Source organism: Staphylococcus felis (assembly GCF_003012915.1).
GTDB lineage: Bacteria > Bacillota > Bacilli > Staphylococcales > Staphylococcaceae > Staphylococcus > Staphylococcus felis.
Genome location: NZ_CP027770.1, coordinates 1,061,995 through 1,078,892, shown reverse-complemented (window position 1 = coordinate 1,078,892; position 16,898 = coordinate 1,061,995). Strand labels below are relative to the sequence as shown.

Genomic DNA, 16,898 nt, shown 5'->3' with positions numbered 1-16,898 from the left:
TGTCCCAGCCTGTTCCTTGTATTTCATAATCAATATTTTTATGAAAGGACGCAATCTATATTAACGATATGCTTTTAATGCTTCGGCGATGTCTGTTTCACCTGTTAAAACTTGGAATTCTTTACCACGATGATTAGTATTTGTAGCTACTTCATAGAGTACACGTGCAACATCTTCACGTGGAATTTCACGTTTTTCAGGATTTTCAAACAATTGCGCAACGTTCACTTGACCTGTACCTGGTTCATCCTTTAACGCACCTGGATGCACAATTGTTGATGTGAGTTGACTACGTTTCAAATAGTCATCTGCATAATGTTTAGCAATCGTGTATGGTTTGAGTTCAGGGATATCATCAAACGCTTCACGTCTAGAATCATACGTTGAAACCATAATAAAGTGTTCAATAGCTGCTTGTTCACTTGCTTTAATAGCTTTGACAGCACCATCTAAGTCAACGATAATTGTTTTATCATCTCCTGTACTACCACCAGAACCTACTGAAAAGACAATTTGATCAAACGCTTTAAATATCTCTTTCAATTCATCGATCGTTTGCTTCTCAACATCGACTATCTCTGCTTGAATCCCTTCAGATTGTAAGTTCTTTTTTTGTGAATCTTTTCGTACTCCTGCAACATAGTCTTGGTCATTTTCTTTCATGATTTGAACTAACTTTTGACCTACTCCGCCATTTGCGCCTAAAATTAATGTCTTTACCATTTATGATGACCTCCTTATTTTCAACTACATTTTTATGATAATACATCCTCCCAATACACTTTAATATTTTTGCTCACATCGTACATTTAGAATCATGATAAGCATTGAAACAGTTTTTGAATGTGCTAAATCATTTTCGTTATGCCTTATTCAAAACATCAATGAGTTAATAGAATATATATTTATACATTTAATTGTGACAACTTTTCAATCAAAATAATGCTAAATTGTGACACTTTATAAAACGCTTACATTATAAAGTGATTTCTTTCACAAATAATGATACAATACTTGTGAAATGATGAACATATCGATTGGAGGTTTATTATGATTAAAAATAGTAAGACAACTCATAATGCTTGGGAAGGATTTACGACAGGGCGTTGGACACGTCACGTTGATGTAAGAGAATTTATTCAACTTAACTTCACTGGATATCAAGGTGATGACAGCTTTTTAGAAGGTCCAACTGAAGCAACATCAAAGTTATGGGATCAAGTCATGAAACTCACAAAAGAAGAACGCGATCGCGGTGGTATGTGGGACATGGATACTAAAGTTCCATCTACAATTTTATCCCATGATGCAGGGTACTTAGATCAGTCATTAGAACAAATTGTGGGTGTTCAAACCGACAAGCCATTCAAACGTTCAATGCAACCATTCGGTGGTATTCGTATGGCAAAAGCATCATGTGAAGCTTATGGCTATGAACTTGATAAAGAGACTGAACGTATCTTCACTGAATATCGCAAAACACATAACCAAGGTGTTTTTGATGCATATTCAAAAGAAATGTTAGCTTGTCGTAAAGCTGGTATTATTACAGGCTTACCAGATGCATATGGACGCGGTCGTATCATCGGTGACTATCGTCGTGTTGCTCTATACGGTATTGACTTCTTAATGGAAGAAAAACAACGCGATTTTAACAACTTATCTTCAACTATGACTGAGGATATCATTCGTTTACGCGAAGAAGTTTCAGAACAATATCGTTCTTTAAAAGAGTTAAAAGAATTAGGAAACATTTACGGTTTTGACTTAAGTCGTCCTGCTGAAAACTTTAAAGAAGCCGTACAATGGTTATATTTGGCTTATCTCGCAGCAATCAAAGAACAAAATGGTGCTGCAATGAGTTTAGGACGTACTTCTACATTCTTGGACATCTATGCTGAGCGTGATTTAAAAGCTGGAATCATTACAGAATCAGAAGTTCAAGAAATTATTGACCACTTTATCATGAAATTACGTCTTGTTAAATTTGCACGTACACCAGAATATAATGCGCTATTCTCAGGGGATCCAACTTGGGTTACAGAATCAATCGGTGGTGTTGGTATTGATGGCCGACCAATGGTAACGAAAAACTCATTCCGCTTCTTACATTCATTAGATAACCTTGGTCCTGCACCTGAACCAAACTTAACGGTACTTTGGTCAACACGCTTACCAGAAAACTTTAAACGTTATTGTACTAAAATGAGTATTAACACGAGCTCAATCCAATATGAAAATGATGATTTAATGCGTGAAAGCTACGGCGATGATTATGGTATTGCATGTTGTGTATCAGCTATGCGAATTGGTAAACAAATGCAATTTTTCGGAGCGCGTGCTAACTTAGCTAAAACGCTATTGTATGCAATCAACGGTGGTAAAGATGAAAAATCAGGCATGCAAGTTGCGCCTAACTTTGCCCCAATCACATCAGATGTTTTAGATTATGATGAAGTTTATAAACAATTTGATGAAATGATGGAATGGCTTGCAGGTGTGTATATTAATTCACTTAATGTTATCCATTACATGCACGACAAATACAGCTATGAGCGTATTGAAATGGCACTACATGACACTGATGTTCATCGCACAATGGCAACAGGTATCGCTGGTCTTTCAGTAGCTGCCGACTCATTATCTGCTATTAAATACGGTGAAGTTCGCCCAATCCGTGATGAAAATGGACTTGTAGTTGATTTCGATATTTCTGGAGAATTTCCAAAATACGGTAACAATGATCCACGTGTTGACGACATCGCTGTTAAACTCGTTGAAAGCTTTATGAAAAAATTACGTAAACATCAAACTTATCGCAACTCTGAGCATACAATGAGTGTACTGACAATCACATCAAACGTTGTATACGGTAAAAAGACAGGTAACACTCCAGACGGACGTAAAGCTGGTGAGCCATTTGCACCAGGGGCAAACCCAATGCATGGCCGAGACGCTAACGGTGCACTTGCGTCATTATCTTCAGTTGCTAAGTTACCTTATGACTGTTGTAAAGATGGTATCTCTAACACATTCAGCATCGTTCCTAAATCATTAGGTAAAGAAGATCATACACAACAACAAAACTTAGTCGGTATTTTAGATGGTTATGCACTGCAACATGGTCATCACTTAAATATCAACGTATTTAACCGCGAAACATTACTAGATGCTATGGAACACCCTGAAGAATATCCACAATTAACAGTTCGTGTATCAGGATATGCGGTAAACTTTATTAAACTAACACGTGAACAACAACTAGATGTCATTTCACGTACGTTCCACGAAACAATGTAAGTCAAGCAAATGAAAGAAAGATGAGGGATTCAAAATGCAAGGACACATTCATTCTGTTGAAAGTTTAGGTACAGTAGATGGACCAGGTCTACGTTATATTATTTTCACGCAAGGGTGCTTATTGCGCTGCTTATACTGTCATAACCCCGACACATGGAAAGTAAACGCACCCTCACGTGTAGCAACAGTGGATGAACTTGTATCCGAAATCATCCCTTATCGCCCATATTTTGAAGCATCAGGGGGCGGTGTCACAATGAGTGGTGGAGAGCCATTATTACAAATGCCATTTGTTACCGCCCTTTTTAAAAAATTAAAAAGCCATGGTATTCATACTTGTATCGATACATCACTCGGCTGTGCTAATGATACAGACGCATTCAGACGCCATTTTGATGAATTATTGCCTTATACAGACTTAATGATGGTCGATATCAAACATATTCATAATGAAAAACACAAAAAATTAACGGGCCGACCGAATACGCATATTTTAAATTATATTCGATACCTTGCAGAAAAAGAGCAACCTATTTGGATTCGTCACGTCCTTGTACCAGGTCTCACAGACGCCCCAGAAGACTTGCGTGCATTAGGTGACTTTATCAATCAATTCAGTAACGTCGTTAAATTTGAGTTATTGCCCTATCATCAACTCGGCGTACACAAATGGGAAGCACTTGGCATTAATTATCAACTCGAAAATATTACCCCTCCTAATGACGAAGATGTAGAAAAAGCGTATGCGTTAGTCGGTTTTAAAGGCCACACACCATTAACGCCCGTATGATAGACTTATTCATACTCCTTTAAATGATAAATGAATCTAGGATACTTGTCGTACCCCCGGCAAGTATCCTATTCTTATTCAAAAGCATATTCTTTGTGCAATAGGTAGTTATTTATTTAGGTTCTATAGTAAATCGGACTGGTGTATAAATAATTTCATTTATTTGATTGTTCCATAAAGCCTCGCTTTTCTAGGCGCCTCAGAAGTCTCGGCTTAGGAAACAATCAAATTTGCTATATTTATTCACACCCCTAAGTTATAAAATATGTTTTACCAACTCAATTTTACTGATTTATGTCGTATTAAAAGAGGCATTAATGTTCAAGACTTTATGATCACACAACGAAAAAGACGTTAAGCAATCCATTATTGCATAACGCCTTAATTTAATGCGACCAGTCCAATTTGACTGAGAGTCTTTATTTAAAAAGTAAGAAAATTCTAAAATTAACCGTTGCAATCCAATGCAGACTAAGCCATAATACATATACATCACATAGGAGGATATACATATGTCATCAGAGCAAACACACATGACTTTAAAAACATTTATCTTTAACGTATTAAATGGGTTAGCTATTGCGATTATTGTAGGACTTATTCCTAATGCTGTTTTAGGAGGTCTTTTCGCATATCTAAGCCAATACGCATCTATTTTTAATACACTGCATCAAGTTGTCTTAGGCATTCAATATACACTTCCAGTCATTGTCGGCGTACTCATCGCCTTGCAATTTAAACTGAATCCGATGAGTATCGCTATTGTCGGTGCAGCATCTTTCGTAGGATCTGGTGCGGCAAAAGTGACTGATGTAGGTTGGCAAATTGTTGGTATTGGAGACTTGATTAATACGATGCTTACAGCCGCTATTGCCGTCTTGCTCGTATTATGGCTAGATGGTAAGCTAGGCAGCTTAAACATTATCTTACTCCCAATATTAGTAGGAGGCATTCCAGGTCTTATAGGTACACTGACATTACCATACGTCAGTCAAATTACACTTGCTATCGGTGAAGTCGTTAACACCTTTACGAATTTACAACCGGTTCTAATGTGTATTTTGATAGCTGTATTGTTTTCATTTATTATTATTTCACCAGTATCTACAATCGCAGTCGGTTTAGCTATCGGAATCTCTGGACTTGCTGCTGGTGCTGCTGCTATTGGTGTTGCCACAACAGCGATAGTCCTATTTATTGGAACAGTACGCGTGAATAAAATAGGCGTGCCTATAGCCATATTACTCGGTGCAATGAAAATGATGATGCCTAACGCTATACGCTATCCTATTATTTTATTACCCATCGGTCTTACTGCAGCAATCACAGGCGCAGTGGGTGCTATCGTAGGTATAGCCGGAACTAAAGAAACTGCAGGATTTGGCTTAGTTGGTCTCGTAGGCCCTATCAAAGCTTTCGAAATAATGGGATCAGGATTGGTGAATATAGGACTTGTTCTATTCGTCTATATCATTGTACCTCTCGTTAGTGGATTGATTATCAATTACCTTTTATCACGTGTTTTTAAGTTATATAGCTTAGACATTTTTAAATTCACTGCAAATCAATAACATCATATTATCAAACCTAAATCAAAAGGTTGGGGTACTATCCTTCTTTTAGACACTGATCGAACAGTACTCCTAAAAAGCGATGCCCCCAACCTTTATTATCATTTATCGTTTGATTTGATTATTTGGCTTTGAAGAAAATTTGCTATGCACACGCATCATAGCTTCAATGCGATTTTCTGCTAAACGTTCTGCTGCTTGAAGTGGTAAGATGTCTTCAGCTTTCGCAATTTCGAAAATCTTATCCATCTGATCATAGACTGCTTTCACTTTTTTGGTCGCACGTTCACGATTATAACCTTGTAATTCATCTGATACATTGATCACACCACCGCTATTAACAACAAAGTCTGGTGCATACATAATATCGCGTTCTTTTAACATTTGACCATGTTTGTCTTCATCTAAAAGCTGGTTATTGGCACTACCACATACCACTTTAACTTTTAAAGATGGAATCGTTTCATCATTCAAGACACCGCCTAGTGCACACGGTGCAAAAATATCTGCCTCAACACTATAAATATCATCCACATCAACTGCTTTGGCCCCAAAATCATCTACCGCACGTTGAACCGCCTCTTCATTAATATCAGAGACAATCAACTTTGCGCCTTCTTCATGTAAATATTTGCACATGTGATAGGCTACATTACCAACACCCTGAACTGCGACTGTTTTACCTTCAAGACTGTCGTCACCATAAGCTTCTTTGGCTGCACGTTTCATTGCGTAATAGACGCCTAATGCTGTCATTGGGCTTGGATTACCGCTTGAACCATATGACTCACTCACACCACACACATGAGGTGTTTCTTGATATATCATATCCATATCTTCTACTGTCGTGCCGACATCTTCTGCTGTAATGTAACGTCCGTCTAAACTATTAATGTATCTCCCTAATGCTCTGAAGAATGCTTCTGACTTATCTTTTTTAGGATCTCCAATGACTACTGTTTTAGCGCCACCTAAGTTAAGACCAGCCGCCGCATTTTTATATGTCATTCCTTTTGCTAGGCGCATAACATCGACAATAGCTTCCTCTTCAGAATCATAATTCCAAAAACGACATCCACCAAGTGCTGGACCAAGTGTTGTGTCATGAATACAAATAATTGCTTTTAAACCACTTGTCTTATCATGACAAAATACCAATTGCTCATAGTCATGTTGTTCCATTTTCTCAAAAATCATTTTCATTCCTCCTATGTATTTTTAATTTCAATTCCTCATCTCGTGATTTGCTCACATTATTCATCATAACATGCCAATTAAAATCTTTGGTATTCAAAAATATTAATTCCATATCTTTAACAATAATCAAAATTTTTAAATGGTTGTGTTTATAAATTAATCGACTTCACTATTAAAATTTAGCTATTTCCCTAATATCTATTTTTCAACATGATATGTATGATAATGATAATCACTTAATGAAAGGATGAACATAATGATACAAAAAAATGATAAGGTCGCTGATGTTGTTACTAAGTATCCTAAAACCGCTGATATTTTCCGACAGTACGGTATTGATTTTTGTTGCGGTGGCCAAATCGAAATATCAAAAGCCATTGATACCAATAAAAAAATAGACTTGAGTACTTTATTATCTGAACTTGAATCTGCATCACTCGTTCAAAGTGAAGGTATAGATCTTCAATACTTAACCATTCCTTCGCTGATTCAATATATTCAATCCAGATATCATCAAACATTAATAGAAGAGTTCAATCAACTAACGCCTTATATTACAAAGTTAGCACGTGTACATGGCTCCAATTATCCATACCTCCAAGAACTAAAAAAGATATATCAAATATTTAAGGAAGCAATGTTAATCCACACAACAGAAGAAGATCATGAATCTTTTCCAAAATTAATTCAAGCTCACAAAGGTGAACAAGTCGATGATTTAAATAAAGTGATTGAATCTTTAGTCGAAGATCATGAAGGTGCAGGAGCGCTTTTATCCAAAATGCGAGAATTAACAAATGATTACGAACCACCTGTAGAAGCTTGTGGAACATGGCGTCTCGTTTATCAGCGTTTAGAAGTCCTTGAAAAAGAAACTCATCAACATGTCCACCTTGAAAATAACGTGCTCTTTCCTAAACTCATTTCGTAATTTGTAACCGTATCATCAAAATAGAAAATTAAAACAGGTTGGGACATCAATCCCAAAATAATAGCGTAGAGATGATTCAATCATGAACCATCTTTACGCTTTCCTTTTATCAATCATTCGTATTGTTTGGCTCGCATTTCCTAGGGGATGGGGCGAGCCCCGGTCTCGACGCTCATCCTATTCCCTCAGGCGTCTCGCCAACAATACGACGTGATATACATGTCATTTTACATTAAAATCCTTTTAAAAAAGACACTTTCGTATCATTGAATGAATCATCTCATTATAAGAAAACTTCGAGATATTTATGACCCAGCCTGTTCCTCATTTTATGTGGATGCTGAAGATGCTGCACGCCGTCTCGCCTCCTGATATTCATAAAAAACTTGAAACAATAAAATGAGTAGCATATCATGATGCGTTGACTCTAAAATGTGTAAATCGTGTCGTGATGCAATTTTAAATCGTTCAGAAGAAGTTGTCATGACGAGGTGTTTCTTTCCATCATAGACTTTAACACTTTTAGAGAAAAAACCCGATTGAAACGTTAAAGTTTCGCCTCTTTGATCTTTAAACACTAATTTTGAACGTAAACTTAAAACTGTTCGTAATTCCCCTATTCTCTTTTCGTTCTTGTAAATATGCCATTTTGATGAGACAAGAGATTTATATGCTTTTTCTCGCTCAGAAGAATAGATATTTTGATTGTCTGTAATATTAAAATTATACTTGAGATGACCGAGAATACCCCGTACTTTTTGAACTGTTGATTGATAATATAATGCCATTTGATAAACTGCTGTATTTTGTTCGTTAAAAATTTCGATTGGCTTGGTTGACGTATTAAAGAAGTTTTCCCTGTAATAATATCGTGACAAATTTAACACATCCTTTTTAAAGTTGTAATTGATAAAAGCGCGCCAACTGATAAGCCCACATTTCTAAATCTTTTATACCATGCTCTAACGCTTTTTCAAGCGATGTTGGCCCTTTAGATATACTAAAAACCGCATCAATGTTATTGGATTCTACAACTTGCTCAAATCCTGAACCTAATAAACCTGCTACTGCAATAACAGGTTTTTGATATCGCTTTGCCAACTGCGCCACACCCATTGGCGTTTTACCAAATAGTGTTTGACCATCGATACGACCCTCACCAGTTATAACGAGATCACAATGTTTAACATGATTTTCAAACTGTGTTAATTCTAGTACAATATCAATACCTCGTTTTAATGATGTATGCGTACATGCTATCAATGCTGCTCCTAATCCACCAGCTGCACCGGCACCAGGCACTTTGGATATTTCTTTTCCTAAAGTTTGGGATAAAATCGAATGATATTTCGTCATTCCTGCTTCTAGCTTGTCTACCATTTCACGTGTTGCACCCTTTTGAGGACCATACACTTTTGTTGCACCATTCTCACCTAGTAAAGGATTATCTACATCACAAGCCACTTCAATCTTAATATCCCGCAAACGTTCATCAAGTGTAGACAAATCAATCTGTTGAATCCTCTCTAATTGCCCGCCACCAAAACCTATTTCTTCTTCATTTTGGTTAATCACTCTAGCTCCTAATGCTTGTAAAAAACCAACGCCACCATCATTTGTAGCACTCCCACCTATACCTAAAATAATCTGTTTTACACCTTGATCTAAAGCATGTTTTACCATTTCTCCTGTTCCAAAAGTCGTTGTTTGCATCGGATTCCTCCTAGATGGGGCAACTAAATCGAGTCCTGATGCTTGAGCCATTTCAATAATAGCGGTATGCGCCTCATGCACTAAACTATAATGAGCATTGACTTTTTCCCCGAACGGTCCTGTTACAGATAAGGATACGATATGTCCTGATAATGCATCATGAAGTGCTTGAAATGTACCTTCTCCCCCGTCAGCCATCGGTAACTTAATGTAAGCCATCGTATCACCAAAAACACGTCGCCATCCTTTTTCAATCGCATTTGCCGCTTCCATAGCCGTCATACATTCTTTAAAAGAGTCAGGTGCAATTAGAATTGTTTTCACCTTATCCCTCCTCAATATTAATCACTTCTCTTTTATTATATCCTTTCTCAATATTATAAAAAAAGATAAAGTTGAGACAGACCTTCATTGCCCCAACTTTATCTCATATTAATTACTATTAAACTGCCTCAGCAACATAAATTTTACGTGTTAACCATGTCCCTGTCTTCTCATCATAATCATCACAAGTAATTAAAGTCAGTTGATCTTTATTCTTTTTCATTTCATCAAGCACTTCTACTTCATAAGGATCAACATCTCGAATTGATGTAATTTTATAATGTCTTTTGTCTTGTCCAACTGTAAACGTAACCTTATCGCCTTTTTTAGCTTTATGCATATCTGTAAATTGATAATTAAGCGCATAATCTGTATGACCTGCAATCGAAATATTTTGATCATTCAAAGACTCATCCTCTTCAGCAAAACTCACACCACGCTGTAGTTGTTCAGGTGTAGCGGGTCCAGGATAAACAGGTTCTTTAATCCCGACTGACGGTACTTCTAATATACCTACTACTTTAGATTTATCTTGAGGTATATCCAGCGCCGTCTTTTTATTTTGATTATGATTTGTACTATTCTCATACTGCTCAATCTTTTTTTCATTATCCTGATGAATAAAATACGCATCAATTTTAGGTTTTAACACTAAATACAGTCCTCCAAGTATCAATATCACCCCGATTAATGGCATGATGACACGTGAAACATTTTTCATGACTCCGTACGTCCTCTCACTCTTAGTTTTGTGACTATTTTACCACATTTAAAATAATTTCACTTCATGAATGAATCGAACTCATTATCAAAAAGACGCCTAGCTTAGCATATTAAAAGTGCCCTATTTACAACTTTTAATATGCCACGCATGGCGTCTTATCATTTATTTTTATAATATTGATCATTAACGCTCTTTAATCATGACTTCGCTTCTTTACGAATTAATGGTTGGTCAGGCTTTACGAAGAACCAGAAGAATATAGCCACAATTACAAGTACGAGCATTGAACGTAGTGTCGCATCCCAACCAATTTTTTCAGCTAAGAAACCTGCTAGTACCGGACTTAACATTGCTCCAATATTCCCCCAAAGGTTCATCCAACCAGAAACAGTACCTGAGAAATTACGCCCAATATCTGTTGCTGATGCCCAACTCATAACCATAGAAAGACCAACACCACCAAGACATAAAGACATCCAGAAAATATTGGCTGTCAAACTATTAGACGCAACTGCAAAATTTAGTGAAATTCCAAATACAATAAATCCAAAAATTGCAATCGATGCACGCGCTACAAAACGAGATTTCCCTGCACTTAGGATTCTATCTGAAATAGCGCCACCTGCCATGATTAAAATAAACATTAATAACCATGGTATACCTGCAATTTTGCTCATTGTGATAAAATCAACATTAAATTCTTCCATAAGATATGTTGGTAACCAAATTAAAAATAATGTAATCACAAATTGAACGATAAAATATTGTGCTGCAATTGCGTAAAAGCTAAATCGTGTAAAGAATACGCCCCATGGTGCTGATGATTTTTCAGTTTCTACAACATCACGATTAGCCAAAATAAACTGCTTTTCAGCCTCATTTACCATTTTATGATGTTCTGGTAAATCTTTCGCTATAATTGCCCATAAAATAGCGATTAAAAATCCAATTATCCCAAAGATATAGAATACCGCTTGCCAACCGAATGCATTATAAATCGCAATCGTAATAAATGGAGCAATAACTGGCCCAAAATATGAACCTGCGAGTAGTGCACTAGCTGCACGTCCTTTTTCATTTTTACTGAACCAGTGCGTATTAAATACTGCATTTGATGGATACATTGGTGCCTCACCTACACCAAACAAGAAACGGACAAAGAATAATAATCCGTGATTTTTTACTACCCCAGTTAAAATCGTAAATGCACTCCACCAAAGTAAAGCAATTGATAACATTTTCTTAGGTCCAAACTTTTCTGCTAAAATACCTGATGGTACTTGCATTAATGCATAACCTAACGCAAAAAATGATGCTAAATAACCAAATTGTGTTTTGGTTAAATTTAAATCTTCCATCATTGGACCTGCTATATACGAAATATTTGAACGATCCATATATGCAATAACCCCAATTAAAAAGAATAACCCTGCGAACATCCAACGTACTTTTGTTCTCTTTTGACTCATAAAATATACCCCGCTTTCATTTGGTCATCTGATGACCAATTCAATTAGCCACCTGATAATACCACATATAGAAAACGGTTACAACATAAATTTTAAATATTATTTATTTATTTTCAATTGTGTAAAACATCACATAGTTTAAAGTGCTTGAAGTTTTCTATACATCTTCGCTACTATAGTACTATCTGTTCTTATGAATGAAAGGATGTTTGGGATGAAACAATTACCGCTTGGCTTTGTAATCAAATTGATTATTTTAAGCTTGATGGTTAATTTTACGATTAATCAACTATTACCAAAAGCCACACGCACAAGTAGTTGGTTAATTGAAGGTTTTCTCACAATTGTTGTCTTAATCGTGTTAACCTTACTATATTTTAATATTAAAACAGGGCGTGCTAAGCCTATTCCTCGGCAGCCTTTAATCTATATTTTTAAATTGCTTATACTTTCAATGCTTGTTTACTTTTCTGTAATCTCACTTGTTCATATCCAAACAGGTTTTATGTTAGGCTCTATTATCTTGGGTGCCATTACAGGTTTAACAACAGTGATTTTAGTTACTTTTTTCTTCAGTGGTACCCCGCCGAAGCGTAAGTAATTTCTATATATTCAGATAGGGAATCAGACATAAAGATTAAATTGTCGTAAACATTTATATCTTTGTCTTCCCTTATCTGAGTATGATTTATAATAATAGCCAAAATTAAACCTGTGGATTTCTCATGAAAGAAGCTTCACAATTATCCCTCTTTAATCCCCCAATATTATTCCTTTGACGATTACATGATTAGTCCCTATCCTATAATTTTTAAAAATCAAGCACTACAACCATTTGATTGCATGCTTGAATATGATTTAATAATATATGAAAGCGCTTCATTCACAGGTACATTTTATTTAATAAACTTTTATTATTTTATACTTAATCAATACATTCTTTTTGATTTTCTGTTGACTAGAATGTAGCCTTAAAGAGAGCCATCTTAAAATATAGAAGAGGTGTAAAAATTCATGCTTGAAGACGAACTCAAAAAACAATATTTAGATTTACTAGCAGAAAAGTATGATTCAGAAGAAAAAGTAGCGACTGAAATTATTAACCTTGAATCGATACTCGAACTTCCTAAAGGGACTGAACACTTTGTCAGTGACCTACACGGAGAGTTTCATGCGTTTCAACACGTGTTGCGAAACGGATCGGGTAACGTCAAATCTAAGATTCATGATATCTTCGGTTACCGCATTTCTGAAGATGAGATTAATGAACTGATTGCCCTTGTTTATTATCCTGAAGATAAGCTGAAACTGATTAAAAGTAATTTTAATAGTAAAGAAGAACGTTGTATATGGTATGAAAGAACCATCCCGCAATTACTGGAAATTATTACATATACTTCATCTAAATATACACGTTCGAAATTGCGTAAGGCATTACCACAACAGTATGTATTTATTATTGAGGAGCTATTATACAAAAGTAATAAATACAACAATAAGAACAGCTATTATCAAAATATCATGCAACAAATCATTAAATTGAACCAAGCTGATAAACTCATTATTAGTTTGGCGAATACCATTCAACGTCTTGTCGTTGATCATTTACACGTTGTTGGCGATATCTATGACCGTGGTCCACACCCTGATAAAATTATGGATACACTCATTGACTATCATTCTGTCGATATCCAATGGGGTAATCATGACGTTTTATGGATGGGTGCTTACTCTGGTTCGAAGGTTTGTTTAGCTAATTTACTACGGATTTGTGCACGCTACGACAATTTGGACATCATTGAAGATGCGTACGGAATCAATTTGCGTCCATTACTGACATTGGCTGAAAAATATTACGACGATAATCCAGCTTTCCGTCCCAAAAAACACCCTGAAAAAAAACCGTCAGAGTCTGAAAGGTTACAAATTACAAAAATTCATCAAGCTATTGCGATGATTCAATTCAAATTAGAAGCCCCTATCATTAAGCGACGACCAGAGTTTGATATGGATGAACGTTTATTGCTTGACCACGTCAATTATAATGACAATACATTAAATATTGATGGCACAAGCTATAGCCTTGAAAATACATGCTTTAGTACAATTGATCCGAAAAATCCTACCGCATTACTTGATGAAGAACAAGAAGTGATTGATCGACTCCTCGCTTCCGTTCAAGAGTCTGAGAAGCTACGACGCCATGTTGACTTTTTAATGAAAAAAGGAAATCTCTATTTACGCTATAATGGTAATCTTCTCATTCATGGTTGTATTCCTGTAGATGAAAATGGCGAAATGGAAGGAATGGAAATTGATGGTCGCTTTTTATCAGGTTGTCAATTGATCGATTCTTTTGAAGACCATGTTCGCTACGCCTACGACCACATTGAGCAACAAGACGATATTTCGACAGATTTAGTATGGTATTTATGGACTGGCAAATATTCATCATTATTCGGTAAACGTGCTATGACAACATTTGAACGATACTTTATTAGTGATAAAGCCACTCATAAAGAAACAAAAAATCCTTATTACCATCTGCGCGAAGATGAAGAAATGGTTAAAAAAATGTTGTCTGAATTTAGTATAGATCCTGAACAAGGGCGCATTATTAATGGGCATACACCCGTTAAAGAGCGAGATGGTGAAAATCCTATTAAAGCAAATGGTAAAATGCTTGTGATTGATGGTGGCTTTTCGAAAGCTTATCAATCAACGACAGGTATTGCTGGTTATACATTGTTATATAACTCATTTGGCATGCAACTTGTCGCGCATCAACAATTCAATTCAAAAGAAAATGTCTTAAAAACAGGTGAAGACGAACTTTCGATTCGACGTGTTGTCGATAAAGAGCTTGAACGTAAGTTAATTCGAGATACGAATAAAGGTCAAGATCTCCAAAAAGAAATTGAATTGCTTAAGGAGCTTATGTCATACCGTTATATGAAATAAATCGCCTTGTAATAGTGGCTTAAATCATACAGAATTCAAACGATTCTTCAACATTGTTTTTAGATTTTGAAGAATCGTTTGTTTTTGTTTAGCCTTGTAATTTAATTTGGACTGTTTTTATGTATTGTATTCATCCATTAAATCATTTTAATTCAAAATTTCGTTCGCATTTTTTCCAATATAAGTGTAAAATTTGAGAGTGCGACAATTAAATATCCATTCGCATCATTTCATAAGTCAACGCTCCATCTCGTCGGACAAAGGGGATAAATTATCCGAACATAGTGTACCCCTTTATCCATCTCATCTTGTTAAATTTTAAAAGGCAACTTAATGTTAAATGATATTGATTTTACATCGAACCATGAAGTGTAATATAATAATGAAAGCGTTTACTTATGAAGTGTATTAATTGGAGGGGTTATGCGTGTATGATGTTTTAGAAAAAATAAGTGGTCTCTTGTGGGGCGCACCGAGTCTCATTTTACTTACAGGAACGGGACTATTTTTAACAATCATTTTAAAAGGGATGCAGTTTAGTAAATTGCTGCATGCATTCAAACTTGCTTTTGTTCCAGATCAAAAGAATAACAACAGTGCAGGTGACATCAGTAACTTCAAAGCATTAATGACTTCACTCGCAGGCATGATTGGTAATGGTAACATTGCTGGGGTAGCAACTGCCGTAACGTTAGGTGGTCCTGGAGCGGTATTTTGGATGTGGGTCGTTGGATTACTAGGTATGACAACAAAATATGCCGAAGCTCTATTAGCAATGAAATATCGTGTTAAAAATAAAAATGGCGAGTACTCAAGTGGACCAATGTATTACATAGAGCAAGGATTAGGACATCGTTTCAAGTTTTTAGCAATTGCTTTTGCTGCATTCGGTGCTTTTGCTGCACTGGGTATCGGCAATAGCGTTCAGTCTAATACCATTGCTGATGTGATGACAACAAGCTTTAACGTTCATGGTGCTATTACAGGGGTTATACTTGTTATATTAATTTCATTGATTATTTTTGGTGGCTTAAAGCGAATTAGTAACGTTGCTGGATTTTTCGTGCCAATGATGGCTATTTTTTACATTGGCGCAGCCGTTACAATTTTAATTATTAATTACGATCAAATTATTCCTGCCTTTAGTTTGATTTTTGAATATGCATTTACACCTGTATCTGCGGCGGGCGGTTTTTCAGGTATTATGGTGATGCAAGCCATTCAAAATGGCGTCTCTAAAGGGATTTTTTCAAACGAAGCTGGTTTAGGTACGGTTGCTTTGATTTCTGGTAATGCCAAAGCAGGACATCCTGTGATTCAAGCATTAGTTGCGATGACAGGTACTTTCATTGTTACCATTGTTGTATGTACAATGACAGCACTTGTTCTACTTGTAACAGGATATTGGGATCCAACAGGTGGACTCCTCTCTGGCGTTACACATGATCCTAATCTTGAAGCAGGTGCTTTAACAAGCATGGCATTTGGAGCTGGGTTAGGTACACTTGGCGAATATGTTGTGTCATTATCGGTCATTTTCTTTGGCTTTTCAACGATTATCGCGTGGTTTGTATATGGCGCTAAATGTTTTGAGTATCTATTTGGTGTGCGCTTCGTCATGCTTTACGGTGTCATTTACGTCATCGCAACTTTTGTGGGAACTGTTGCTAATTTACGAACAGTATGGATGTTTGCTGATATTGCAAATGCACTCATGATGATTCCTAACTTAATCGGTATCTTATTCTTATATAAAGTCATTAAATCTTTAACAGATGATTATTTCAAACCATCTATTAAACAATCCAATCATTAATCTATAAAGAGGCCAGACGATTATGTTGAAAGTATGGAACAACTGTTAACCCTACTATCAACTTTTCAGTCTGAGCCTTTTTATGTTCATCTCTCTTAAGTC

13 protein-coding genes are annotated in these 16,898 nt (G+C 36.1%); 7 read left to right on the top strand and 6 right to left on the bottom strand.

All coding sequences use genetic code 11. From position 1 onward, the window contains the following. Positions 1 to 60: 60 nt before the first annotated feature. Complete coding sequence (locus tag C7J90_RS04930) at positions 61 to 723, bottom strand: SDR family oxidoreductase (RefSeq protein ID WP_103209917.1); 663 nt, start codon at positions 721 to 723, stop codon at positions 61 to 63. Between the two features lie 327 nt (positions 724 to 1,050). Here C7J90_RS04930 and pflB point away from each other — a divergent pair, with 327 nt between their 5' ends. The 3 genes from pflB to C7J90_RS04915 all read left to right on the top strand — a co-directional run bounded on the left by pflB (position 1,051) and on the right by C7J90_RS04915 (position 5,661). Next, a complete protein-coding gene (gene pflB / locus C7J90_RS04925; RefSeq protein ID WP_103209918.1) occupies positions 1,051 to 3,300 on the top strand; it encodes a formate C-acetyltransferase in 2,250 nt (749 codons plus the stop codon). A gap of 34 nt (positions 3,301 to 3,334) precedes the next feature. Continuing rightward, positions 3,335 to 4,090 carry a pyruvate formate-lyase-activating protein gene (pflA, locus tag C7J90_RS04920; protein ID WP_103209920.1) on the top strand — a complete coding sequence of 252 codons (756 nt, stop codon included), beginning with the start codon at positions 3,335 to 3,337 and terminating at the stop codon, positions 4,088 to 4,090. A 512-nt stretch (positions 4,091 to 4,602) separates the two neighbouring features. Beyond that, the gene (locus C7J90_RS04915) at positions 4,603 to 5,661 is read left to right on the top strand and encodes a PTS sugar transporter subunit IIC (protein WP_103209921.1); all 1,059 of its coding nucleotides are present in this window, start codon (positions 4,603 to 4,605) and stop codon (positions 5,659 to 5,661) included. Positions 5,662 to 5,766: 105 nt separating this feature from the next. On the opposite strand, the gene C7J90_RS04910 is transcribed toward C7J90_RS04915, so the two are convergent. Then, the gene (locus tag C7J90_RS04910) at positions 5,767 to 6,858 is read right to left on the bottom strand and encodes a Glu/Leu/Phe/Val family dehydrogenase (protein ID WP_103209923.1); all 1,092 of its coding nucleotides are present in this window, start codon (positions 6,856 to 6,858) and stop codon (positions 5,767 to 5,769) included. 256 nt (positions 6,859 to 7,114) lie between these two features. Between C7J90_RS04910 and scdA the strand changes: the two genes are divergently transcribed. Continuing rightward, positions 7,115 to 7,789, top strand: coding sequence for an iron-sulfur cluster repair di-iron protein ScdA (gene scdA, locus C7J90_RS04905; protein ID WP_103209924.1), 675 nt, complete (start codon positions 7,115 to 7,117; stop codon positions 7,787 to 7,789). A gap of 329 nt (positions 7,790 to 8,118) precedes the next feature. Here scdA and C7J90_RS04900 read toward each other — a convergent pair whose 3' ends face one another. The 4 genes from C7J90_RS04900 to C7J90_RS04885 form a co-directional block, all read right to left on the bottom strand. Next, positions 8,119 to 8,667: a tubby C-terminal domain-like protein gene (locus tag C7J90_RS04900; RefSeq protein ID WP_103209926.1), complete on the bottom strand. Its 549-nt coding sequence runs from the start codon at positions 8,665 to 8,667 to the stop codon at positions 8,119 to 8,121. A 16-nt stretch (positions 8,668 to 8,683) separates the two neighbouring features. After that, complete coding sequence (locus C7J90_RS04895; protein WP_232618873.1) at positions 8,684 to 9,826, bottom strand: glycerate kinase family protein; 1,143 nt, start codon at positions 9,824 to 9,826, stop codon at positions 8,684 to 8,686. A 118-nt stretch (positions 9,827 to 9,944) separates the two neighbouring features. Further along, positions 9,945 to 10,547, bottom strand: coding sequence for a class A sortase SrtA (gene srtA, locus C7J90_RS04890; protein ID WP_103209928.1), 603 nt, complete (start codon positions 10,545 to 10,547; stop codon positions 9,945 to 9,947). A gap of 200 nt (positions 10,548 to 10,747) precedes the next feature. Further along, complete coding sequence (locus C7J90_RS04885; protein WP_103209930.1) at positions 10,748 to 12,019, bottom strand: pyruvate MFS transporter; 1,272 nt, start codon at positions 12,017 to 12,019, stop codon at positions 10,748 to 10,750. A gap of 214 nt (positions 12,020 to 12,233) precedes the next feature. Here C7J90_RS04885 and C7J90_RS04880 point away from each other — a divergent pair, with 214 nt between their 5' ends. The 3 genes from C7J90_RS04880 (at position 12,234) to C7J90_RS04870 (ending at position 16,796) form a co-directional block, all read left to right on the top strand. Continuing rightward, a complete protein-coding gene (locus C7J90_RS04880) occupies positions 12,234 to 12,620 on the top strand; it encodes a hypothetical protein (RefSeq protein WP_103209932.1) in 387 nt (128 codons plus the stop codon). Between the two features lie 413 nt (positions 12,621 to 13,033). Further along, positions 13,034 to 14,980: a fructose-1,6-bisphosphatase gene (locus C7J90_RS04875; protein ID WP_103209933.1), complete on the top strand. Its 1,947-nt coding sequence runs from the start codon at positions 13,034 to 13,036 to the stop codon at positions 14,978 to 14,980. A 427-nt stretch (positions 14,981 to 15,407) separates the two neighbouring features. After that, the gene (locus C7J90_RS04870) at positions 15,408 to 16,796 is read left to right on the top strand and encodes an alanine/glycine:cation symporter family protein (RefSeq protein WP_103209935.1); all 1,389 of its coding nucleotides are present in this window, start codon (positions 15,408 to 15,410) and stop codon (positions 16,794 to 16,796) included. Positions 16,797 to 16,898: the final 102 nt, after the last annotated feature.

Bases quoted from the DNA above. Each gene is read 5' to 3' on its own strand.
- C7J90_RS04930 (WP_103209917.1), bottom strand. From the start codon at position 723: ATGGTAAAGACATTAATTTTAGGCGCAAATGGCGGAGTAGGTCAAAAG.
- pflB (WP_103209918.1), top strand. From the start codon at position 1,051: ATGATTAAAAATAGTAAGACAACTCATAATGCTTGGGAAGGATTTACG.
- pflA (WP_103209920.1), top strand. From the start codon at position 3,335: ATGCAAGGACACATTCATTCTGTTGAAAGTTTAGGTACAGTAGATGGA.
- C7J90_RS04915 (WP_103209921.1), top strand. From the start codon at position 4,603: ATGTCATCAGAGCAAACACACATGACTTTAAAAACATTTATCTTTAAC.
- C7J90_RS04910 (WP_103209923.1), bottom strand. From the start codon at position 6,858: ATGATTTTTGAGAAAATGGAACAACATGACTATGAGCAATTGGTATTT.
- scdA (WP_103209924.1), top strand. From the start codon at position 7,115: ATGATACAAAAAAATGATAAGGTCGCTGATGTTGTTACTAAGTATCCT.
- srtA (WP_103209928.1), bottom strand. From the start codon at position 10,547: ATGAAAAATGTTTCACGTGTCATCATGCCATTAATCGGGGTGATATTG.
- C7J90_RS04885 (WP_103209930.1), bottom strand. From the start codon at position 12,019: ATGAGTCAAAAGAGAACAAAAGTACGTTGGATGTTCGCAGGGTTATTC.
- C7J90_RS04880 (WP_103209932.1), top strand. From the start codon at position 12,234: ATGAAACAATTACCGCTTGGCTTTGTAATCAAATTGATTATTTTAAGC.
- C7J90_RS04875 (WP_103209933.1), top strand. From the start codon at position 13,034: ATGCTTGAAGACGAACTCAAAAAACAATATTTAGATTTACTAGCAGAA.